At 72.5% G+C, this 22921-nt stretch carries 15 protein-coding genes; 9 read left to right on the top strand and 6 right to left on the bottom strand.

Going from position 1 to position 22921, the window contains the following annotated elements; translation table 11 throughout:
- Positions 1-4: 4 nt before the first annotated feature.
- The 5 genes from CP976_RS06125 to CP976_RS44645 all read right to left on the bottom strand — a co-directional run bounded on the left by CP976_RS06125 (position 5) and on the right by CP976_RS44645 (position 4077).
- Complete coding sequence (locus CP976_RS06125) at positions 5-1081, bottom strand: NAD(P)-binding domain-containing protein (protein WP_150479396.1); 1077 nt, start codon at positions 1079-1081, stop codon at positions 5-7.
- Between the two features lie 102 nt (positions 1082-1183).
- Positions 1184-2209: an ABC transporter substrate-binding protein gene (locus CP976_RS06120; protein ID WP_150479395.1), complete on the bottom strand. Its 1026-nt coding sequence runs from the start codon at positions 2207-2209 to the stop codon at positions 1184-1186.
- A gap of 70 nt (positions 2210-2279) precedes the next feature.
- Positions 2280-3020 carry an ABC transporter ATP-binding protein gene (locus CP976_RS06115; RefSeq protein WP_150479394.1) on the bottom strand — a complete coding sequence of 247 codons (741 nt, stop codon included), beginning with the start codon at positions 3018-3020 and terminating at the stop codon, positions 2280-2282.
- On the bottom strand, positions 2993-3862 hold the full coding sequence (locus tag CP976_RS06110; protein WP_150479393.1) for an ABC transporter permease: 870 nt from the start codon (positions 3860-3862) through the stop codon (positions 2993-2995). The genes CP976_RS06115 and CP976_RS06110 overlap by 28 nt, the downstream gene beginning before the upstream one ends.
- A 131-nt stretch (positions 3863-3993) precedes the next feature.
- The gene (locus CP976_RS44645; protein ID WP_349817350.1) at positions 3994-4077 is read right to left on the bottom strand and encodes a putative leader peptide; all 84 of its coding nucleotides are present in this window, start codon (positions 4075-4077) and stop codon (positions 3994-3996) included.
- A 122-nt stretch (positions 4078-4199) separates the two neighbouring features.
- Between CP976_RS44645 and CP976_RS06105 the strand changes: the two genes are divergently transcribed.
- The 8 genes from CP976_RS06105 to CP976_RS06060 all read left to right on the top strand — a co-directional run bounded on the left by CP976_RS06105 (position 4200) and on the right by CP976_RS06060 (position 17217).
- Complete coding sequence (locus CP976_RS06105; protein ID WP_086604863.1) at positions 4200-4622, top strand: secondary thiamine-phosphate synthase enzyme YjbQ; 423 nt, start codon at positions 4200-4202, stop codon at positions 4620-4622.
- Between the two features lie 146 nt (positions 4623-4768).
- Positions 4769-7807, top strand: a complete 3039-nt coding sequence (locus CP976_RS06100) for a SpoIIE family protein phosphatase (RefSeq protein ID WP_150479392.1) — start codon at positions 4769-4771, stop codon at positions 7805-7807.
- A 68-nt stretch (positions 7808-7875) separates the two neighbouring features.
- Positions 7876-9879 carry a sugar ABC transporter ATP-binding protein gene (locus tag CP976_RS43610; RefSeq protein ID WP_244403662.1) on the top strand — a complete coding sequence of 668 codons (2004 nt, stop codon included), beginning with the start codon at positions 7876-7878 and terminating at the stop codon, positions 9877-9879.
- On the top strand, positions 9876-11015 hold the full coding sequence (locus CP976_RS06085) for an ABC transporter permease (RefSeq protein ID WP_229876550.1): 1140 nt from the start codon (positions 9876-9878) through the stop codon (positions 11013-11015). Before CP976_RS43610 ends, CP976_RS06085 begins: the two co-directional genes overlap by 4 nt.
- A gap of 48 nt (positions 11016-11063) precedes the next feature.
- On the top strand, positions 11064-12227 hold the full coding sequence (locus CP976_RS06080) for a substrate-binding domain-containing protein (protein WP_150479391.1): 1164 nt from the start codon (positions 11064-11066) through the stop codon (positions 12225-12227).
- Positions 12228-12395: 168 nt separating this feature from the next.
- Entirely contained in the window at positions 12396-13502 is a 1107-nt protein-coding gene (locus tag CP976_RS06075; RefSeq protein WP_150479390.1) for an FAD-dependent oxidoreductase, read from the top strand.
- Positions 13503-13639: 137 nt separating this feature from the next.
- On the top strand, positions 13640-15040 hold the full coding sequence (locus CP976_RS06070) for a cytochrome P450 (protein WP_150479389.1): 1401 nt from the start codon (positions 13640-13642) through the stop codon (positions 15038-15040).
- A 695-nt stretch (positions 15041-15735) separates the two neighbouring features.
- A complete protein-coding gene (locus tag CP976_RS06060) occupies positions 15736-17217 on the top strand; it encodes an MFS transporter (protein ID WP_150479388.1) in 1482 nt (493 codons plus the stop codon).
- A gap of 21 nt (positions 17218-17238) precedes the next feature.
- Here the strand turns inward: CP976_RS06060 and CP976_RS06055 are convergent, their stop codons facing one another.
- Positions 17239-19227, bottom strand: a complete 1989-nt coding sequence (locus tag CP976_RS06055; RefSeq protein ID WP_150479387.1) for an SGNH/GDSL hydrolase family protein — start codon at positions 19225-19227, stop codon at positions 17239-17241.
- Positions 19228-19540: 313 nt separating this feature from the next.
- Between CP976_RS06055 and CP976_RS06050 the strand changes: the two genes are divergently transcribed.
- Positions 19541-22921 (top strand): NACHT domain-containing protein, encoded by a 3381-nt coding sequence (locus CP976_RS06050; RefSeq protein WP_229876549.1) that lies wholly within the window; start codon positions 19541-19543, stop codon positions 22919-22921.

The following is a 22921-nucleotide window of genomic DNA, read 5'->3' as shown; positions in this document are numbered from 1 at the left end:
GGCGTCACGCGGCGACCGGCTCCCGCGCCAGCAGTCGCCTGATGTCGCGGACGGCCGCGCGGCCGGCGCGGTTGGCGCCGATGGTGCTGGCCGACGGGCCGTAGCCGACGAGGTGGACGCGAGGGTCGGCGGCCGCGTGCGTGCCCTCCATGCGGATGCCGCCGCCCGGGGCGCGCAGCCGGAGCGGGGCGAGGTGGTCGATGGCGGCGCGGAAGCCGGTGGCCCAGAGGATGACGTCGGCGTCGACGTGCCGGCCGTCCTGCCAGTCCACTCCTGTGGGCGTGACGCGGTCGAACATCGGCTGCCGGTCGAGCACCCCGTCCTCGATGCCCTGGCGGACCGCGTCGTTGAGCGGCAGCCCGGTGACCGAGACGACACTCATGGGTGGCAGTCCCTGCCGTACCCGTTCCTCGACGAGCGCGACGGCCGCACGGCCCGCGTCCTCGTCGAACGGGCCCTCACGGAAGACGGGCGGACGCCGGGTCACCCAGGTGGTGGCGGCCGCGTACGAGGCGATCTCCAGCAGGTGCTGGGTGCCCGAGGCGCCACCGCCCACCACGACGACCCGCTGCCCGGCGAACTCCTCCGGCCCGGGGTACTGCGCGGTGTGCAGCTGCCGCCCCCGGAAGGTCTCCTGGCCCGGATAGCGCGGCCAGAACGGCCGGTCCCAGGTGCCGGTCGCGTTGATCAGCGCCCGCGTCGACCACACGCCCTGCGAGGTCTCCACCAGCAGCCGCCCGCCGGGCCCCTCGCGCACGGCCCGTACGTCCACGGGGCGCCGCACCCGCAGGTCGAAGGCCTTCTCGTACCGGTCGAAGTAGTCGCTGATCACCTCGGCGGACGGCCGGGCCGGATCCGCGTCCGTGAGCTCCATCCCCGGCAGCGCGTGCATCCCGTGCACCTTGCCGTACGTCAGCGACGGCCAGCGGAACTGCCAGGCGCCGCCGGGACCGGGGGAGTGGTCCAGCACGACGAAGTCGCGGTCCGGCTCGAAACCGGATCGCCGCAGGTGATAGGCGCCGGCCAGACCGGCCTGACCCGCGCCTATGACGACTACCTCGACCTCGCGTGTGTTGTTCACGCTTCTACCAACCGTGCCGGGGCCGTGGATCTTCCCGGCTGACCGGTACGGCGAGAGTGCGTGCCGGGCGTCGCGAGGCAGGCGGGACTTTGCGGACGCGTCCTAGCCTTCCGAGGGCCGGGTCGCCGCGGTCGACGGCGGCAGGTCGCCGTTGAACCGGGTGTCGGTGAAGCCGGCGAAGTCCACCTTGCGCGGGATGAGCTTCAACGCCGTGAACGTGTCGGCGATCTCCTGCTCGGAGGCGATCAGCGGCTTGTCGACGGCGACCGCGATCCGGGTCGTGTAGGTGCGCTTCACCGCGGCCAGCGCCACGTCCTCGGGGAGCCCGGTGTCCTTCGCCCAGACCTTCGCCCACTCCTCCTCGTGGTCGTACACCCACCTGTAGGCGCGCCGCAGCCGCTCCAGGTAGTCCTTGACGGCGGCGGCCTTCTTCTTGTCCTTCAGTGCGTCCGGTGCCGCGACCTGGAAGGTGAGCCCGTTCGTCACACCGTCGCCGTCGGTCAGCACCCGGCCCTGCTTGGCCTTCAGGATCTGGGAGGTGTACGGATCCCACACCGCCCAGGCGTCGACCTTGCCGGCGGTGAACGCGGCGAGCGCGTCGGCCGGCTGGAGGTACTTGACCTTGACGTCGCTCAGTTTCAGCCCGGCCTTCCTCAGGGACGCGACCAGCTGGTAGTGCGCGGACGAGCCCTGCGCGACGGCAACCGACCTGCCCTTGAGCTGCTCGGGACTCCTCAGGGACGAGTCGTTCGGGACGAGGATGGTGTCGCCCTTGGACGTGCCGTGCCAGGCGGCCACGACCTTGATCTTCGAGCCCGCTCCGGCCGCGAAGACCGGCGGGGTGTTGCCGACGCCGCCGATGTCGACGGCTCCCGCGTTGACGGCCTCCAGCAGGGGTGGTCCGGACGTGAACGTGGACCACTTGATCTTGTAGTCGAGGTTCTTCAGTTCCCCGGCGGCCCGCAGGATGGCCTCCGAACCGCCCTTCTGGTCACCGACGTCGATCGTGACCGGTCCATGGCCGTCGGTGCCGCCGTCCGACGTGCTGGCGGCCGAGTTCCCGCCGCAGGCGGTGAGCAGCAGGGCGAGGGGGAGGAGCAGGGCGGCGGGGGCGAGACGTCGTCGCATGGTGGTTCCGTTCGTGTCGGTCGTGATGGGGGTGGGCCGTAAAAGGCCGCAGACAAGATGGGCGAGGAGGTCAGGCCGCTTCGGCGGCCGTCGCCTCGACGCCGAGGCGTTCGAGGAGCCCGGCGCGCAGTGCGGCGAAGCGCGGGTCGGTGATGTCACGTGGGCGGTCCAGGTCGATGCGCTGCTCGTGGGCGATGACGCCGCCGTCCATCACCAGGACGCGGTCGGCGAGCAGCACGGCCTCCTCCACGTCGTGGGTGACGAGGAGCACCGCGCAGCCCCGGCGCTGCCACAACTCGCCCACGAGCCGCTGGGCCTTGATACGGGTGAGGGCGTCGAGCGCGCCGAACGGTTCGTCGAGCAGCAGCAGATCGGGCTCGCGCACCAACGCCCGTGCGAGCGAGGTGCGTTGTGCCTCGCCGCCGGAGAGGGTCTTGGGCCAGGCGCCCGAACGGTGGCCGAGGCCGACCTCGTCGAGGGCCTGCTCGGCGACGGCGCGTTCGGGCTTGCCGGGCAGGCCGAGCAGGACGTTGCGCCAGACCTTCTTCCACGGCATCAGCCGGGGCGCCTGGAAGGCGACGGCCTTGCGGCGCGGCACCAGCACGGTGCCCTCGATGTCGCGGTCGAGCCCGGCGAGGATGCGCAGCAGCGTCGACTTGCCGCAGCCGCTGCGGCCGAGCAGGGCGACGAACTCGCCCGGCCGGACGTCCAGTCGCAGGTCGTCGATGACGGCGCGGCCGTCGAAGGCCCGCGTGAGCCCCTCGACATGGACGGCGTGGGGGGTCACCGGCCGGTGAACGTGGGTCGCCATTGCAGCAGCAGCCTTTCGAGGGAGCGGACGATGAAATCGGCGAGCAGGCCGAGGAAGGCGTAGACGACCAGGCAGACCACGATCACGTCGGTCCGCAGGAAGTCCCGCGCCTGCACCATGAGGAACCCGATGCCGGAGTCGGCGTTGACCTGCTCGGCGAAGACCAGCGCGAGCCAGGCGATGCCGAGCGAGTAGCGCAGACCGGTCATGGCGTTCGGCAGCGCACCGGGGAGGACGACGTGCCGCACGAGCCCCCACCGCGACAGCCCGAGGGACTCCCCGGCCTCGATCAACTGGGCGTCCACGCCCCGGATCCCGGCGTAGACGTTGAGGTAGAGCGGGAAGGTCACGCCGAGCGTGATGATGGCGACCTTGGGTGCCTCGCCGATGCCGAACCAGATGATGAACAGCGGGATGAGACCCACGAACGGCACCGTCCGCAGCATCTGCACGGGCGCGTCCACCAGGTCCTCGCCGATCCGGAACAGGCCCGAGAGCAGGGCGAGTCCGGTGCCGACGACCAGACCGAGCAGCAGCCCGGCCGCGACCCGCTGGAGTGAGGTGCCCATGGCCGCGGGCAGCGAGCCGTCGGCCACCATGTCCCCGGCGACCTGGGCGATACGGCCGGGCGAGGCGAGCACGTCCGGCTGCAACGCACCCGTGCTGCTGAGGAGTTGCCACAAGGCCAGCAGCAGGACGGGGCCGGTGGTACGGCGGAGCCAGCGCGGGACGCGGGTGCGGCGGGAGGAGGCGGGGACGAGGGGCTGGAGGTCGAGGTCGGGAGCCGATATAGGCGAAATATCGGGTTCTGATGACATGGGTGGGGCATGACTGATGCTCATGAGGACTCCACGGGGGAGAGCGTGGGCTGGAAGAGGCACGCCTCGCCGCCGCCGCACCGACGGGAGCAGGGGCGCTCAGCGGGCAGGCGGAACCAGGGCGAGGGAACCCGGAGGTGAGGAGGGGAAGGGCGTCAGCAGCCGCGGCGACACGCGGCGGAGGCCACCCGCAGCAGGTCGATGTGACCGCGCGTGGTGAGCAGGGCTGAACGCAACATGCCGCTGAACCTAGCCAGGTGGCATGCGCACGGTCAACAAGCGTCTCGTCCAGTGGACGCCTGTACCGCCGCCCGGGCGGGGGTGATCGGGTGGAATCCGGCTCGTGCGTCAGGATGGGGGCATGTCAGATGTCTTCACCACCCGAGTTCTGAACATCAGCACCGGTTCCACGGAGAGGGTCGTCGACATCACCGGCGACTGCGAGTCCTTCCTGCGGGAGGCGGCGGCCGGGCGGGACGGCCTCCTCAATGTCTTCGTCCCGCACGCGACAGCCGGAATCGCCGTTCTCGAGACCGGCGCCGGCAGCGACGACGACCTCTTGGCCGCACTGCACACGCTGCTGCCCGCCGACGATCGCTGGCAGCACCGGCACGGCAGTCCCGGCCACGGCCGCGACCACGTCCTGCCGGCCCTCGTCCCGCCGCACGCGACCTTGCCGGTGCTGGGCGGCCGGCTGGAGCTCGGGACGTGGCAGTCGGTGTGCCTCGTGGACACCAACAAGGACAACCCGGAGCGGAAGGTGCGGTTGAGTTTCCTGGGGTGAGCGCGGTCCGCCCGGCCGGAGCCGCCGCGGCATGGCGCCCGAACGGCTCCGGCGCACCGTGACGCCCGACCGTAATGCCCGTATTCTCGTCAATGCCAGATTCTCTTCCGAGCAGCGGATGATCGCGGGCGCAAGCGAGGCGAAGCGTGGTTCGGTCCGGCGAGGAACCCAAGCCGGCGGGACGTGCGACTGACGGCACGGGGCCCGCCCGGCTTCGCGAGCGGTTTCTCCAGGGCGAGCAGGTCGACGCGGGTGTCCGGACGTCCATCCTGAACTCGTGGCAGCGCTGCCGCTCCCTGGGGCTGTCGCCGGACACGAGCGACCTCCCCTACCGGGAGGACTTCGACCCGGGGGGCCGTATCGTCCGCGCGGCCGTGCCGGTGCTCGACCGGCTCCAGGACGCGTTCTCCGGCAGTCAGGTCAACATCTCGGTCGCCGACGCGAACGGGACGGTCCTGCTGCGCCGGTTCGGGGACCCGGCGATGGCCAGGAGCCTCCCGGCGATCCAGCGGGTCCCGGGATTCGTCTTCGCCGAGCAGGTCGCCGGCACCAACGGCATCGGCCTCGCCCTGGCGGAGCGGCAGCTCATCCGCGTCTACGGCGCCGAGCACTTCGCGGAACGGTCCCAGGGCAGCGCCTGCGTCGCGATGCCCGTCCGTGACCCGCTCAGCGGACGCATCGAGGGCGTCCTGTGCTTCGGGTATCCGCGTGGTTTCGAACAGCCCGCGCTGAGCGCGGCGATCCGCCGGGCGGCCGAGAACATCGAGCGGCGGCTGCTGGGGCAGAGTTCCGCGCACGAGCGCGCCCTGCTGCGGACGTACCTTTCCACCGGGGGCGAGGGCGGCCTGCACCATGGCGTGGCCCTGGACGCGCTGGCCGACGTAGTGCACCCCCGTGACCAGGCGATCCTGAGGGAGAAGGCCGCCGAGCTGATCTCCCGCGGGCAGCGGGCCGCCGTCGAGGTGGCCCTGCCCGACGGCCGGCGGGTGACGCTCGTGAGCCGTCCGATGGCGAGCGCCTCCGGGGTGCGGGGCTTCGCCATCGAGGCCGTGCTGCCCGGTACCGTGGTGGGGGAGGCCCTCGTCCTGCCGCACCAGGCGGAGGAGCTGCCGGACCTCGCCGCCTTCTCGACCGCCCCACGGCTCGCACGACCGCCGATCACCCTGCCGTCCGGGCATCTCGCCGCCGCGTCCGGCTCGACGGTGGCGCCCGGCGGTGACCGGGGATCCGCGGAGGCCGGCGGTACCGTCCCGGCCGACGGTGGCAGGGGCGGTGACCGGGGACCCACAGGGATCGACGGCACCGCCACGGCGGACGGTGGCACTGTCACGGCCGACGGTGGCGGGGGCGCGGCGGAAGGCGGCAGGGGCACGACCGACGGCGGCAGGGGCGCGACCGACGGCGGCAGGGGCACTACGGACGACGGCAGGGGCCCGGTCGGCGGCGGGGGCGCGGCGGACGACCGCGCCGGCTCACCGTTCCCGGCCCGGGGGCTCGTGATGGTGGGGGAGCCGCATGTCGGGGCCTACGCCCTGGCCGCGCGCCGGCGCCTGGAGCTGCTGTCCGAGGCCAGCGCCCGCATCGGCACCACCCTGGACGTGCGCCGCACCGCCGAGGAGCTCGCCGAGACGGCGGTCCCGCGCCTGGCCGACTTCGTCACCATCGACCTGCCCGATGCCGTCCTGCGCGGCGAGGAGTCCGCCGACCCCCTCGCCGACCTGCGCCGCACGGTGCTGCACGGCGTCCGCGAGGGCCTGCCCTTCACACCGCCCGGCAAGCGCATCGACTTCGGCCCGACCGCGCCCCAGCTGCGCTGCCTGACCAGGGGCGAGGCGGTGCTGGAGCCGGACCTGAAGGCCGCCGCGGGCTGGCTCGCCCAGGACCCCGAGCACACCGCACGGCTGCTCGACCACGTCCACTCCCTCATCGCGGTGCCCCTGCTCGCGCGCGGTGTCGTCCTGGGCATCGCCAGCTTCTACCGCACCGGGAGCTCCTTCGGGGACGACGACCGCTCGCTGGCCCAGGAACTCGCCACCCGCGCCGCCCTGTCCATCGACAACGCCCGGCGCTACACCCACGAACGCACCATGGTCCTGGCCCTCCAGCGCAGGCTCCTGCCGCACGGTCTGCCCGACCAGGACGCCGTCGAGGTCGCCCACCGCTATCTGCCCGCCGAGTCCGACGTGGGCGGGGACTGGTACGACGTCATCCCGCTCTCCGGCGCGCGTATCGGGCTCCTCGTCGGCGACGTCGTCGGCCACGGCATGCTCTCCGCGGCCACCATGGGGCGGCTGCGGACGGCGGCACGCAGCTTCGCCGAGCTCGACTTCTCCCCGGACGAGGTCCTCACCCACCTGGACAACCTCGTGGGGCGCCTGGACCGGGAGGATCCCGACGGCAAGGGCGCCGGCGTCATCGGCGCGACCTGCCTGTACGCCGTCTACGACCCGACCGCGCAGCGGTGCCTCATGGCGCGCGCCGGTCACCCGCCGCCCGCACTCGTCCACCCCGACGGCACCGTGTCCTACCCCGACCTCCCGGCCGGGCCCCCGCTGGGTCTCGGAGGGCTGCCCTTCGACGCCGTCGAGATCGACGTCCCCGAGGGCAGTCAGCTCGTGCTCTACACCGACGGACTCATCGAGGACCGGCACCGCGACGTGGACGTGGTCCTGGAGCAGTTGCGCGTGGCCCTGGCCCATCCGGAGCGCGCACCCGAGGACACCTGCCAGGCCGTGCTGGACACCGTGGCGCCCGCGCATCCGCACGACGACATCGCCCTGCTCGTCGCGCGCGTCCATGCCCTGGACCCCGGCCGGATCGCCGCCTGGGAGCTGCCCGCCGACCCGGCGCTCGTCGGCGAGGTCCGGGCCTCCGCCTTGCGCCGCCTGTCCGACTGGGGACTCGACGAGACCGCGTTCGCCGCGGAACTGATCCTCAGCGAGCTGATCACCAACGCCGTCCGGCACGGCACCGGGCCCATCCGGGTCAGGCTGCTGTACGGGCGCACCCTCATCTGCGAGGTCTCCGACGCCAGCAACACCGCCCCCCATCTGCGCCGGGCGGCCAGCACCGACGAGGGCGGTCGCGGCCTGTTCCTCGTCGCGCAGCTCTCGCAGAGCTGGGGCACGCGCTACCTGCCGGAGGGCAAGGTCATCTGGGCCGAATGCGGGCTCGACGCCGCGTGAGGCGTCCGCCGACCCGCGTACGGGTCCACAGCGGCCGAAAGGTGCCCGAAATGCTGTAATTTGATCGGGTGCGCGACGCCCCTGACACGCCGGTGAAGGCGGCTTCACCCTCCGGGCCGGAGCCCTTGGTCCGTATCCGCGGGCTCGGCAAGCGGTTCGGCGGGACCGTCGCGCTGGCCGGGGTCGACCTCGACGTCCACGCCGGCAGCGTGCTCGCCCTCCTCGGACCCAACGGCGCCGGCAAGTCCACGCTCATCAAGATCCTCGCCGGCGTCCACTCCGCCGACGCGGGACAGATCACCGTGGACGGCGAGCCCCTCGGCAGCCCTGCCGCGTCCCGGAGCATGTCCTTCATCCACCAGGACCTCGGTCTCGTGGAGTGGATGACGGTCGCCGAGAACATCGCCCTGACCAACGGATACGCCCGCCGGAGGGGGCTGATCTCCTGGCGACGCACCCGCGAGCGCTGCGTCGGGGCGCTGCGGGTCGTCGCCGGGCACCTCGACCCCGACGCGCCGGTCTCCGGGCTCGCACCGGCCGAGCGCTCGCTCGTCGCGATCGCCAGGGCCCTGGCGGCCCGCGCGAGGCTCATCGTCCTCGACGAGCCGACCGCCCGCCTGCCCGCCGCGGACAGCGCCCGGCTCTTCGGCGTCCTGCACGCCCTGCGCGACCGCGGCCACGCCATCCTCTACGTCACCCACCGCCTGGACGAGGTGTACGAGGTCGCCGACGCCTTCGCGGTACTGCGCGACGGCCGCCTGGTCAGCCACGGCCGACTCGCCGGCCACAGCCCCGCCCGCCTGGTCCACGACATCGTCGGTGAGGAGGACACCACAGAGGACACCCCACCTACCACCCGCCCTGCCCGACCTTCGCCTGCCACCCGCCCCGCCGGCCCGTCGCCTGCCGACGACCCGGCCCGTCCCTCGCCTGCTGACGGCCCTGCCGCCACTCCGGCCGCTGCTCGCTCGGCAGGGACTCCGGCTGGCGACCACCCTGCGACCCCTCCGGCTGTGGACCGCCCCGTCGCCCCTCCGGCGGCAGCCGAACCCCCCGCTGGGACTCCGGCTGCCGAACGCCCCGCCCGGCCCTCGGAAGCCGACCACCCCGCCGGAACTCCGGCTGCCGACCGCCCCGTCGCCCCTCCGGCGGCAGCCGAACCCCCCGCTGGGACTCCGGCTGCCGAACGCCCCACCCGGCCCTCGGAAGCCGACCACCCCGCCGGAACTCCGGCTGCCGACCACCCCGTCGGACCCCCGGCCGCCGACCACCCCGCCACCCCTCCGGCCGCCGACCACCCGCTCACGCCCCCGGCAGCCGCACTCCCCGTCCTGGCCCTCGACTCCGTACGCACCCCCCTGGCCGGCCCCGTCAGCCTGGAAGTGGCCGCCGGAGAGGTTCTCGGACTGGTCGGGCTCTCGGACGCCGGGCACACCGACCTGGGGCGTGCCCTGGCCGGGGCCCGGCCGCTCCTCGGCGGGCGGGCCGTACTGCACGGGCGGCCCTACCGCCCCCGCACGGTCGCGGAGGCCGTCGCCCTCGGTGTCGGCTTCGTGCCGGGCGACCGGCTGCGGGAGGGCTGCCTCGCCGAACTGACCTTGCGGGAGAACCTCCTGGCCAATCCCCGTGCGGGAGGCCGGCCGGCGCCGCGCTGGATCGGTCCCCGACGGGAACGTGCCGACGCCGCCGCCCTGATCGAGCGGTTCTCCGTGCGCCCCCGCGACAGCGAGGCCCCCATCGCCACCCTCTCCGGCGGGAACCAGCAGAAAGTCATGATCGGCCGCTGGCTGCGAACGGAGCTGCGGCTGCTGATCCTCGAGGAGCCGACCGCGAGCGTGGACATCGGCGCCAAGGCGGCGATCCACCGCCTGCTCGACGAGGCGCTGTCGGCGGGCCTCGCAGTCCTGCTCCTGTCCACCGACTTCGAGGAGGTCGCGAGCGTGTGCGGACGCACCCTGGTCTTCGTCCGCGGATCCGTGACGGCCGAGCTGAGCGGCGGCGCCCTCACCGTCACCGGGCTCACCCGGGCGGCCTCGGCCATGCCCCCGTCCACGGCCGCGACGACCCCATGACCGAACCGCCCTCGCCCTCACCGCCCCGCCGCGGGCGCCTGCGCACCCCCGGCGGGCACCACATCGGCGCCTACGGCCTGCTCGCCCTCACCGCCCTGCTCTACCTGGTCTTCTCCCTCGCCCTGCCGGAGACCTTCCCTACGCTGGACACCGTCGACTCGATCCTCTCCAACCAGTCGATCCCGGCCGTCCTGGCGCTGGCCGCCATGGTGCCCATCGTCACCGGCGCGTTCGACCTCTCCATCGGCTACGGCCTCGGACTGGCCCACGTCATGGTGATGCAGCTCGTCGTCAACGAGGGCTGGCCCTGGCCGCTCGCCTGTCTCACCGTGCTCGCCGGAGGGCTGGTCGTCGGCGTCCTCAACGGCGTCATCGTCGAGTTCGGCCGGATCGACTCCTTCATCGCCACCCTCGGCACCGGCAGCATGATGTACGCCGTGACCGGCTGGATCACCGACGGCAGCCGGATCGTCCCCGGCCCCCAGGGCCTGCCGCCCGCGTTCACCGACCTCTACGAGTCCACGTTCCTCGGCCTTCCGGTCCCCGCCTTCTACGTGCTCGCCCTCGCTGGAGTCCTCTGGCTGGTACTGGAGCGGCTGCCGCTCGGCCGGTACCTGTACGTCGTCGGGTCGAACCCGCGCGCGGCCGACCTCGTCGGCATCCCGACCCGCACCTACACCGTCTACGCGTTCGCCGCCTCGGGGCTGATCGTCGGCTTCGCCGGGGTGCTGCTCGCGTCCCAGCAGCAGATCGGCAACCCGAGCGTCGGCCTCGACTACCTGCTGCCCGCCTTCGTCGGAGCCCTGCTCGGATCCACGGCGATCAAACCCGGCCGGCCGAACGCCCTGGGCACTGTCGTCGCCGTCGCCGTCCTGGCCGTCGGCCTCACCGGCATCGCCCAGCTGGGCGCCGACTTCTGGACGGTGCCGCTGTTCCACGGCGGCACCCTGCTCATCGCCGTGGGCCTGGCCGGATACGCCGCCCGCCGCCGGTTGCGCGGCGGCGCCGCGGCCCGCGACACACCCGCCGCACCACCCCCGCCACCGTCCTCCGCACCGCCACCCTCCTCGCCGCCTCCCTCCCCGCCACCGTCTTGCCCGACGCCGGAGGGCGGCACGGCGGGCACACCGCCCTGACCCCCTCGGCACGTCCCGCCGCGCCGATCCCCTCACAGGAGCCCCCCCGTGCACCGCAACCGCAAGGCCGCCCCCGCAGTCCGCACCGCGCGGCTCGCCTGCTGCGCCCTTCTGGTGACGGCGACCGCCCTCGTCGGCTGCGAACGCGGCTCGTCGGACGGCGCCGAGGAGACCGCGACGGGCCCGAGCGGCTGCCCCGACGTCCAGGCCAGGGCCCAGACCGCCGTCACCCGGGCGGAGCGGACCGACATCCCCTGGGGCGGGCCCACCACCGGCCCGGAGGCGGTGTCCGGCAGGACCATCGTCTACGTCGCCCAGACGATGACCAATCCCGGCGTCGCGGGCGCCGCGAGGGGGGTGCGGGAAGCCGCCCGGGTCATCGGGTGGGACGTCCGGGTGATCGACGGCGGAGGCACCCCGGCCGGTATCCAGGCGGCCATGAGCGAGGCCGTGGCCCTCAGGCCCTCGGGCATCGTCATCGGCGGCTTCGACCCCGACTCGACCGCACAGCAGGCCGCCCGGGCCAACGCGCAGCGCATCCCGCTCATCGGCTGGCACGCGGTCCCCGAACCCGGCCCCAGCCGGGAGCCCGACCTCTTCACCAACGTCACCACCCGCGTCCAGGACGTGGCCCGCATCAGCGCGCAGTGGATCATCTCCGACTCGAAGGGCCGTGCCGGGGTCGTGCTCATCACCGACGCGTCGATCCCCTTCGCGAGGAACAAGTCCGACCTGATCAGGGAGGAACTCACCAATTGCCGCGGGGTGCGGCTGCTCTCCGTCGAGAACATCCCGATCCCGGACGCGAGCAGCCGTACCCCGCGGGAGATCTCCTCGCTGCTCTCCCGGTTCCAGGACCGGTGGACCCACTCCGTGGCCATCAACGACCTGTACTTCGCCGACGCCGCCCCCGCCTTCCGCGCGGCCGGCGAGAAGGGCTCGGGGCCGCCCTACAACATCGGCGCGGGCGACGGCGATCCGTCCGCCTTCCAGCGCATCAACAGCAGGCAGTACCAGGCCGCCACCGTGCCCGAACCGCTGTCCCTCCAGGGCTGGCAGATCGTCGACGAGTTCAACCGCGCCTTCTCCGGCCGCCCGGCCAGCGGGTACACGGCCCCCGTCCACATCGCCACGGCCGGCAACAGCGAAGGCGCCACGACCTGGGACCCGTCGGGGTACCGGGAGGCGTACCGGAGGATCTGGGGGAAATGACGTCCGCTCAGGTGCCCATCCCTTCACGGAACATGCACGGAACCCCGGGGGTCTCTTTAAGTTTCAAGCGCTAATCTCACCGTCAGTCGAGTGGCCGCCGGGGTCGAACCGAGCGGGGCCCGTTCCGCGGCGGCGCTCGCACCCCCCACCAGGCACAGGAGACCGGGCGTGTACGACGGCGATGTAGTGGTGATCGGCGGCGGCTATGGCGGCGTCCGGCTGGCGAAACGGCTGGACGGGACGGCCCGGGTCACGCTGGTGGACCGCAAGGAGGTCTTCTTCCACCGCGTCGCCTCCCTGCGCGCGGGGGTGCGCCCCGAGTGGACGCACACGCCCTTCATTCCGTTCGACCGGCTGCTGCACCACGGCCGCGTGGTCGCGGGCAAGGCCGTCCGCATCGACACCGCGGAGCGGCAGGTAGTCCTCGCCACGGGGGAACGGCTGCCCTACGACGTGGTCGTGATCGCCACCGGCGCCGACTACCCCGAGCCGGCCCGCTTCGTGGGCACCACCGTGGAGGAGGCGGCCAAGTCGTTCGCCGAACACCAGCGCAACGTCGCCACGGCCGAGCACGTCCTCGTCGTCGGCGGCGGCCCCGGCGGTGTCGAACTCTGCGCCGAGATCCGCCTCGCCCGGCCGGACGCCCGGGTCACGCTCGCCCACTCCGGACCGGCGCTGCTCGACTCCACGGGCAGCACCCGGCCGGGACGCAAGGCCCTCGCGTGGCTGGAGTCCCATGACATCGAGGTGCGGCTCGACTCGTTCATGTCGCCCGGCAACGACTTCGGCACCTACCGCGACGGCCGCGGCAACGTCATCGAGGCCGACCTGTCCTTCTGGGCCACGGGCACCACACCCAACACGCTCTGGCTCCGCCTGGCCGGACACGGCGACTGGCTGAACAGGGACGGACACGTCAAGGTCGACCGGACGCTCCGGGTCGAGGGCAGGCTGGACGTGTTCGCCGTCGGCGACGTCAACGACGTCAGCGAATTCAAGATCACCCCCGCCGCCCTCGCCCAGGCGGACATCGCGGCCCACAACATCCGCGCCTACCTCCAGAGTTCGGGCAAGCACCGCAAGGAGCCGCGCTCCTACCGGCCGATCCAGCGCACCCCGCTCATCGTGCCGTTCGGCCCCGCCGACGGACTGACCGTGCTGCCCGTACCGGGCGGCGAGTCCGCGGTCCTCGGCAGCCGCACCACCACCCTGGCCAAGGCGAAGACCCTCATGACGCCCTACATGCGGCGCCAACTCGGTTACACCGCGGCCTGATCCCCGCACGGCCGGCATCACCCCGTGACCCCACCCCCGTCGTTACCCGCCGGTCATCCCTGGGGTAGGGTCCCCACCGTTTCCGGTTACCGGCTGATGGCGTGCCGGTACGGGGCGTGTCGGAGGGTGGCAAGACGATGGAATCCCAGTGGGGTGACGGCGGATCCGTGGACCTGGACGACACACGGTTGGAGGAGCTGAGTCCCCAACCGCTGCTGACCCGGGACTATGAGACGCGCCCCGCGCTCGTGTACGAACGGCTGAGGCAGCAGCACGGCCCGGTCGCGCCGGTCGATCTGCTCGGCGTACCCGCCTGGCTGGTCCTGGGCTACCGCGAGGCGCTCCAGGTGCTCCAGGACAACGACGGCTTCCCGAAGGGGCTGGAGAACTGGCGGGCCCGCTCCGAGGGCCGGGTACCGGCCGACTGGCCGCTCGGCCCGTCCCTGGAGGTCAACCACATCCTGATCCAGGGCGGCCCCGGGTACCGTCCGCTGCGCACCGCCTGGGACGTGGCCCTCAAGCCGTTCCAGGACCCGCGCCACCCCCAGGCCAAGCGCCTCAAGACCGCCGTCACCGCCTATGCCGACGAGCTGATCACCCTGGTCGGACAGGGTGGGAAGACGGGCGTGGCGGACCTGTCCGCACAGTTCTCCCGGCCGCTGCCGCTGATGGTGGCCAGCCATCTGCTGGGCTTCCCCGGTTCGCAGGGCGACGACGCGCTGATGGACATGTGGCGCGTGCTCGACGCGGGCCCGGACGCGGAGGCCGCACTGGAGCGACTGCTGGCGACCCTGGCGGAACTGGCCGCGACGAAGCTGGAGAAGCCGGGCGACGACTTCCCCTCCTACCTGCTGGCCGCGCATCCGGACCTGTCGCTCGACCATCTGGCCCGCGAGCTGTTCATGCTGCTCGGCATGACCTCCGACCACGTCGGCATCCTCATCTCCAACACCGTCGTGGAGGTCATCTCGGGCGAGGGCAGCGTGCGCGCCAGCCTGTCCGCCGGGATGGTCCGTGAGGCCATGAACCGGTCCGTCATGCGCAAGCCGCCCCTGGTGAACTTCGTCCCGCGCTTCGCCGCCGAGGACACCCCGCTCGGCAACTACACGATCCGGGCCGGCGACCCGGTGTGGGTCTCCTCGGCCGCCGCACACGCCGACCCGCTCTTCGCCGACCACGTCGCCTCCGGCACCACCATCAGCACCCGGGCGCACCTGTCCTGGGGGGCCGGGCCGCGCCAGTGCCCGGCGCGGGAGCTCGCCTCCACGGTCGCGGCGGCCGGTGTGGGGCGCCTGTTCGAGCGTTTCGACTACCTCGACCTCGCCCTGCCCGCCGACCAACTGCCCTGGCGTTCCTCCCCGTTCATGCGCGGCCTGCGCTCGCTGCCCGTGCGGTACGAACTCTCCTCGGCGCCCGCGCGGCCGTCGGCGAACGGTCCCGCGCCGGAGGCGGCCGAGGAGGTCCTGCCGGACCAGTCCGCCCGGCAGCGCTCCTCGCTGTGGCGCTATCTGACGGGTCTGATCCGCGGCGGCCGCTGACCGGGAGACCGGGTAGGAACGCCCATGCCGTATCGCCGTTCCTCCCGGTCCCACGGTGACGGTCTCACGCCGCACGCGTGACGAACGGTGCTGTTGCGCGGCTTCCCGCTCTGCGATGCTCGTCGGAGATCGACGGAACAGGGCGCGAGGGCGGGGGCCGGGCAGGTTCACCTCGATGACCTGCCCGCTTCACACCCAGCCCGACTCCACAGCACAGCCGCTCAGCGATCTCCCGGGTGGGAGTGCCGCCGGCGGTCAGCCGCAGCACCTCCACCTCCCGCGGAGTCCGCGGGTTCGCGTCGGCGTCCAGGGCCGCCAACGCGACTCGGGGTCGACGAACCGCTGCCTCCGCACCAGCTTGCGCACCCCGAGGACCAGCCGGTCCGGCGGGGCGCACGGTCCGCCTCCGCGCCAAAGCCACCGGCAGGGGACGGGTCACCCACACCGCGGGCCACCACTACGACGCGGCCCCACCACAGACCAGGCGCCTGCGCCCGAGCAGATCCGGAGGAAGGCGACGGCCTCCGAGGACGGTCAGATCACCCAGACCGGGGGAGAGAGCACCCGGCTTTGATCGAGTGGTGAGGCCCGGGAGCCGGGCGTACCGTCGAACGGTGGACACCGCAGGCAGCAGCCCGCAGCCGGCTACACCACAGACGAGCACCACCAGCGAATCCGGTGGTGGCGGAAACGCGATGGCGCTTCTGGTCATCGCCTCATGCCAGCTGATGGTCGTCCTCGACATCACGATCGTGAACATCGCGCTGCCGCAGATCCAGCGCTCCCTGGACTTCTCCACCACCAGCCTCTCCTGGGTGGTGAACGCCTACACCCTCACCTTCGGCGGACTGCTGCTGCTGGGCGGCCGGGTCGGCGACATCCTGGGCAGGCGGCGCGTCTTCGTCTTCGGCGTGCTGCTCTTCGTGCTCGCCTCCCTGCTCGGCGGGCTCGCCCAGAACGCCGGCCAACTCCTCGCCGCACGCGCCCTTCAGGGCGTCGGCGGCGCCATCGCGTCCCCGACCGCCCTCTCGCTGGTCAGCACGACCTTCCGTGAAGGACCGGAACGCAACCGGGCCTTCGGGGTGTTCGCCGCGGTCTCCGCGGGCGGCGGCGCGATCGGCCTGCTCGCGGGCGGCATCCTGGTGGAGTGGCTGAACTGGCGGTGGGTGCTCTTCGTCAACGTCCCGATCGGGCTGCTCATCGCCCTCGCCACCCCCCGCTGGATCAGGGAGTCCGAACGGCACCCGGGGCACTTCGACATCGCCGGCGCGCTGACCTCCACCGTGGGCATGGTGCTGCTCGTCTACGGATTCATCAGAGCCGCGCAGGAAGGCTGGCGCGACGCCCTCACCCTCGCCTCGTTCGCCGCGGCGGTCGTCGTCCTGACGGGCTTCATCCTGATCGAGAGCCGCTCCAGACAGCCCATCACGCCACTGCACATGTTCGCCGACCGCAACCGCGCGGGCACGTACGGCATCATGCTCTGCCTGGCCGCCGCCATCTTCGGCATGTTCTTCTTCCTGACGCTCTTCGTGCAGAACGTGCTGGATTTCAGCCCGTTGCAGGCCGGGCTCGCCTTCCTGCCGGTCAGCGCGGTCATCGCGATCGGCGCCGGGCTGGCCTCGCGGTTCCTGCCCACGTACGGCCCCAAGCCGTTCATGGTGGTGGGCGCGATCCTGGCGGCGGCCGGACTGGGCTGGCTCACCCTGACCGACGTGCACTCCACCTACGCGGGCAGCGTCCTCGGCCCGATGCTCGTCTTCAGCCTGGGCATGGGCATGGAGTTCGTCTCGCTCACCCTCATGGCGCTCTCCAACGTCTCCACCCGGGAGACCGGAGCGGCCTCCGGACTGCTCAACGCCACCCAGCAGGTCGGCGGTTCCCTCGGTCTGTCCATCCTGGTCACCATGTACGGCACGGCCAGCACCAACGAGGCCGAGAAGCAGGTCCCGCTCTTCCTCCGGCAGGCCACCCCTGCCGAGCGCCTCCGGTTCGAACGCACCGAGCAACTGCCGAAACCCTGGTCCGACGAGGTCCTCACCGCCGGTGTCTCGGCCGCCTTCATCATGGCGGCGATCTTCACCGCCGTCGCCGCGCTGATCGCCCTGATCGTCATCCAGGTCCGACCCTCCGACCTGGAACGCCTCAAGGGAGGGGCGGGCCCCGGCCCGATGTGAGGCCCGCCCGGGGAATCGCCCCTACGCCCCGATCCTCGCCGCGATGAGCGGCGCCAGCCGGTCGGCGACGACCCGGTGCCCCCGGTCGTTGGGATGCACCGAGTCCGTCAGATCGCCCGAGCCCAGCCAGCCGGTCGTGTCGACGAAGGAGACCCGTGTGTCACCGCCGTCGACGGCGGCCTTCACGGCGGCCTCGGTCTGCGGGACGTACCGCCCGCGGAACGTCTCCAGCGCGAAGATCCACGCCTGCGGATACGCCGCACGGACCTTGCGCAGCAGACTGCCGTACGCCGACTGGAACTGCGCGGAACTCACCCCGTGCCCGACGTCGTTGGTGCCGAGGTTGATGACGACCGCGTCGGCCCGGTAGCGGGAGAAGTTCCAGTCGGGCGTGGCGGCGTTCGGGTTGAGCTTGGTGAACTGCCGCTCAAGGCCCACACATCCGTCCGCCGCGGCCACCAGGCATGCCCCGCCCTGCGCGATCTGCGTGTGCTCGACGCCCAGCCGCTCCCCGATCAGCCAGCCGTACGCGGTACGGGCGTTCTGCGAGGACGTCGTGCCCACGGTGATCGAGTCGCCGACGAACTCGACCAGCTTGGCCGGGGCCGGCGCTGCGAAGGTCGTCGCACCGCTGTCGAGGACCAGCCCCTGGAACACCGCGTCGCCCCGGTAGGAACCGGCGACCACCTGGTAGTTGACCTGGAGCGTGTGGTTGCCGGAGGCCAGGGCCGCCGGTGTCAGGTTCACCGTCCCCTTGACGTCGTCGTAGAACTTCACCGGCCCGTTGTCGATCCGTGCCCACAGGTCGATCGTGCCCCGCTGCTTCAGCTTGACCGTCCTGCCGGTGAAGCCGACCCGGTAGTAGGCGCCCGCCCAGTACGGGGTGTAGGCGGTCGTGGAGCCGGTGGTGTCCCAGCGGCCGACGAACTTGATGTTCGGGTCGCCGGGCTGCCCCGGAGCCGCCGCCTTGGCCGTGGCACCGCTGCCGAGCCGGGCGCGGACGACCGGGGCCAGGCGCTCGGCGAACTTGGTGTGCCCCGCCTCGTTCGGATGCCCGTTGCCGTCCTCGTAGTCGGCGCCGTCGGTGAGCCAGCCCGTGGTGTCGACGTAGTGCACCCGGGCGTCACCGGCACTGTTGCGGGCGCTCACGGCGGCCCTGGTCTCGGTGACGTAGCGCTTCTTCAGCGTCTGCACCGCGAAGAGGTGCGCCGCGGGGTACTTGGCACGCACGTCCCGCAGGAACGTGGTGTACGCCGACTGGAAGTCGGCGCCGGACACGCCGTGCCCGATGTCGTTGGTGCCGAGGTTGATGACGACGGCGTCGGCCCGGTACCGGGAGAAGTCCCAGTCCGCGCCGCCGGTGCTGGCCGTCCTGAAGAACTGCCCGCTCAGACCGGTGCACCCCGACCGCGCGACCAGGCAGTACCCGGACCGGGCGATCTGCGTGTGCCGCATCCCCAGCCGCTCCCCGGTCTTCCAGGCGTACGAGTCCAGTGCCAGCCGGTCGGTGAGGGCTCCCGCGGTGATGGAGTCGCCGACGAACTCGACCAGCCCGGTCGGGGCGCCGGCGGCGACGGTCCGCGCTCCGGAGTCCAGGACCAGGCCCTGGAAGACGGTGTCACCGGAGCGGTAGGTCAGGCGCAGGGTGTGGGTGCCGGGGGAGAGCGGCCGGGGAGTGAGGTTCACCGTGCCGCGCACACCGGCGTGGAAGACGTCGGGGCCGCCGTCGATGCTGGCGTAGAAGTTGACCGCGTTCCTGGCCCTGACCTTCACCGTGGTGCCGGTGAAGCCGGTCTGAAGGTAGGCACCGGTCCAGTTGGGCACGGCCGCGGTGCCGGAGGAGGTGTCCCAGCGTCCGACGTACGCGATGTTGGGATCGGACACCGAGCCGTCCCCCGCCGCGGCCCGCGCGGGAGAGCCGCCCGCGAGCGAGAGCAGGCAGGCGAGCAGCACGGTGGTGAGGAGAGCCGGCAGGGCGCGTCTGAGGGAGGGGTGGGGGGAGGTCTGCACGGGGTTCCCTTTCACGTGGGGGGTGGCTGGGAGCGCTCCCATGAGCAGCTTTTCGAGGGAACCAGTGAAACGGTTCAGCGTCAAGTGGTCCGGCGAGGAAGGAAGTTGGGTGTGTGGGTCGGCGTGGTCGGTGCGACGGGTACGGCCGGGTGGCGGGTCCCCGAAGGCTTCGGTCGGGTGAATGTGCCGACCGCGGGCGCCCGGGAGCCCGCCGGCGCGGAACCCTCACAGGGTGAACGGTGGTACGCGTGCTTCCCAGGGTCCTGCTGCCCCGCGACGCGAAGGAGGAGGACTGTCGCGACTGCTCGGGCGGATGCTCCGCGACGGGCTCGGCATGCGCCGCGCGCTGCACCGCCGCCGGCTGATGCGACAGGGCTACGACCGGACCAGGACCTGGCGGGTCCGCAAGAGCGGCGGGTACGTGACGCTGCTTTTGCTGACGTTCCTCGGGGCGCTGGTCCTGCTGTTCCTGGTTGTCACGGCCGTCATCACCCTGTCGCAGGAAAAGAGTTTCGAGTCGCCCACCGCATGGGTGGGCAGACAGTGCGGAAAGGATGGTTTCAGCTGCACCGTCCTCCAGTCCCTCTTCATGCCCTTCCTCACCCTCGCCCTGGCCACCGTCACCTACCTGTTCTTCCGGTTCAGCCATGTGCGCCGGGCCTACCTGCGGAAGGCGCGCCTGGAACCCCACGAACTCGTGGAGACCGCGGGCGGCATCTTCGGCCGGGTCGTCGGCCGGGACCAGCTCTGCTCCGTCCTCATGGAGGACCTGCGGGACCGCCGCTTCCGCCGGACGCACGTCGTCGTCGGCGGTATCGGCACCGGCAAGACGGCGCTGGTCGTGCTGCTGACGCAGCGGCTCGCGGAGCGCGGGGCGGTGCCCGTGCCGCTGCGGCTGCGTGCCGCCGACACCAGGCTCGACTTCCGCGAGCTGGCCTTCGAACGCTTCTGCCGGGAGGTGCAGGCCAACATCCGCTCCGGCGCCGAGGCGGAGAAGGTCTGGCGGCGACTGTGCCAGCAGGGGCGGATCGTGGTGCTCGCGGACGGCCTGGACGAGGCGCTCACCGCCGAGGACCTGACGGAGGAACGCGACACCGTCATCCGGCTGGCCATCCGCCGCGCCAACGAGGAGGGCCTGCCGCTGATCATCACCTCCCGGCCGCACGACTCGCTGCGCGGCATGGAGGCGTCCCTCACCGAGCTGGAGCCGCTGAGCGAGGAGGCCGCCCTCACCTACATCTCGTCCGGGGGCGCCGGGGAGGACCGGCAGCGGCTGGACTGGATCGTCGAGCGGGCCGGCATCGCGGAGGCCCCCACCTACCTGGAGATCGCCGCCGAACTGCACGAGCAGGGACTGCTGGAGCGCGCCCTCGCCGGGCCCGCCGACGAGGAGGCCGTCGAGACGCGGGGCGGCGACCGGGCGTCCCTGAGGTTCCACCTGTTCGAGACCTGGCTCAGCGCCCTCATCAGCGGCCGCTTCGGGCCGCATCTGCCGCTCTCCCCCGAGGAGCGCCGCTCGATCGTCCACTACATGTCCGCGGTGGCGTGCGTGGGACTCGCCCTCGACACCTCCGAGGTGCGGTTCGCCGACGTCGTGGACGAACAGGACCCGGCCCGCTCCCGCTTCCCCGAGATCGTCCGGGAGCTGGCCCGCAGGGTCGGCGACAGCGGCATCGACCTCAGGCTCGCCGCCCACTGGGGCGCCCGGATGGAACTGGTCGAGCTCGGCGGCGACCGCGTCCGCTTCCAGCACAGCGTGATCCAGGCCCAGTTGGGGGCACGCTTCCTGAACGCGGTGATCCACCCGGACGTCCCGGCACAGCCGACCGAGGGCTGGTACTTCCCGGCGGCCCTGCAACGGCCGGGCCGGGAACTGCTGATCGCCATGGTGCTGCACTCCCGGCTGCCCGACGGCGCGTGCGTGCACGATGAGCCGGGCGCGGCCGGCTCCGACGGGACACCGTGGTGCCCGGTGAGCGCCGCGCGGGACCTGCTGATGGAGGCCGCCTGCCTGGCACAGACGGTCAGGAACGCCGGCGACGACAACGACGACAAGCACCACGTACGGCCCCTCTTCGGCCGCACCCTGCACAGCAAGGCCCTGGAGCTGTACGCGGCCGCCCTGGAGATCGACAGCGTCGACGCCCAGCCGGAGCAGCACCTCATCGCCATGCGGCTGTGCACGTCCTGGCCGGATCTGCGGGCCCGCGACCCGCACACCCTGCGCACCGCGAAGGCCCTGCTCGTGTCCCGGTTCGGCGAGGCCATGCGCGGCGTCGCCCAGCGGCAGACCCTCCGGCCCGCCTACCTGGAGATGTTCGAGATCGCACGCCTGGAACCCTCGTACGCGGTCCGGCTGGCCATCGCGCAGGAGATCGGCGCCGGCGGCGACCTCGCCTTCGCCGCGCTCCAGCCGAGACTGCGCGGGCCCCAGGTGGTCGAGGGCATGCGGGTCGAACGGGAACACGACTGGCGGGAGAAGCTGTGGGGCGGGCAGCAGCCGGAGCTGGTGGGGGAACGGGAGACCAGACTGCGCCGGCGGGGCGAGGGCCAGGTCGCGCGCATGAAGAGGGAGCTGAAGGAGCGTGAGGACGAGCGGCGCCAGGAGCGCAGACGGGAACGCGAGGACCGCGAGGCCGAGGAACGGCAGTGGCGGGACAACACCCTGTGCGCCTGGCTGGTCCCGCTGCTCGTCGGTTCGGTCACCACCCACCGGCACCAGGACACCCCGTACGCGTTCCTGGAGAGCTGGGTGCGGCGCGTCGGCATCCCGGCGGACGGTCTCGACGGGCCCGCCGGACTCGACCTCAACGTGGAGGTGGCGCTGGCCCAGGGCTTCAAGTACGCGGCGAACCGCCGGCACCGCCACCCGCACGCCCGGCCCGAGGCCCGCGAGTACCTGAGCGAGCAGGCGTGGGACATGCTCAAGCGCACCCGGTTCTGGTTCACCCGCCTCACGCTGCTGCACGCGCTGACCCTGTGGGACCTGCCCGACGGCGCCGGCGCCGGGCGCCCGTCGCGCGGTCACGGGTCCGACCCCGCCCAGCAGGTCCGTCAGTGGCTGGCCCGGCCGGACGGCGAACCGGAGCATCCGTTCGTGATCGCGGCCGGGAAACTCTGCGTCTGGGCCCTGGAGACCGGGCAGCCCGAACGGTTCCTGTGGATCGACGAGTCGGGCGTCGCCGCGCACGTCGGCTCCCAGACATCCCGGGGCGAGGCGCGCAAGCACAACCTGTGGATCCCGCCGTCCACGGGCTGGAGCGCGCTGCACCCGACCGCGCAGCAACTCCTCGCCGACGTGCTGCTGCTCCTGAACCTGGCCGAACGGGGCGACTGGCCCACCGACCGCATCCGGCGCCTCCAGCACACCGCCCGGCCCGACCTGCCACCCTGCCTCACCCTGGACCGCACCCCGCTCGACCCGGGCCGCACCACCGTCCGCACGGCCTCCTCCCAGGCGGGCTCCAACTGCCGCGACGACTGCGCCTTCGAACTGTGTCCGTACCCGGCCACGGGCCTCGACGGCCACCGAGCGGAACTCGGTGAGGCCTTCTGCCGCACCCAGTCCACCCTCCTGTCCCGCTCCCCGTTCCGGCCCAGGGCCTCCTGGCAGCGCCGCACGAACGTCACGGAGCTGCGGAGGTTCTGGGAGTCGATGGGGCATCGGGCGCAGCACAACTCGAAGCAGCGGTGA

Source organism: Streptomyces coeruleorubidus (assembly GCF_008705135.1).
In the GTDB taxonomy this organism is placed as follows: domain Bacteria; phylum Actinomycetota; class Actinomycetes; order Streptomycetales; family Streptomycetaceae; genus Streptomyces; species Streptomyces coeruleofuscus.
The sequence above is the reverse complement of the archived record's forward strand: the minus strand, read 5'-3'. Positions and strand labels throughout refer to the sequence as shown.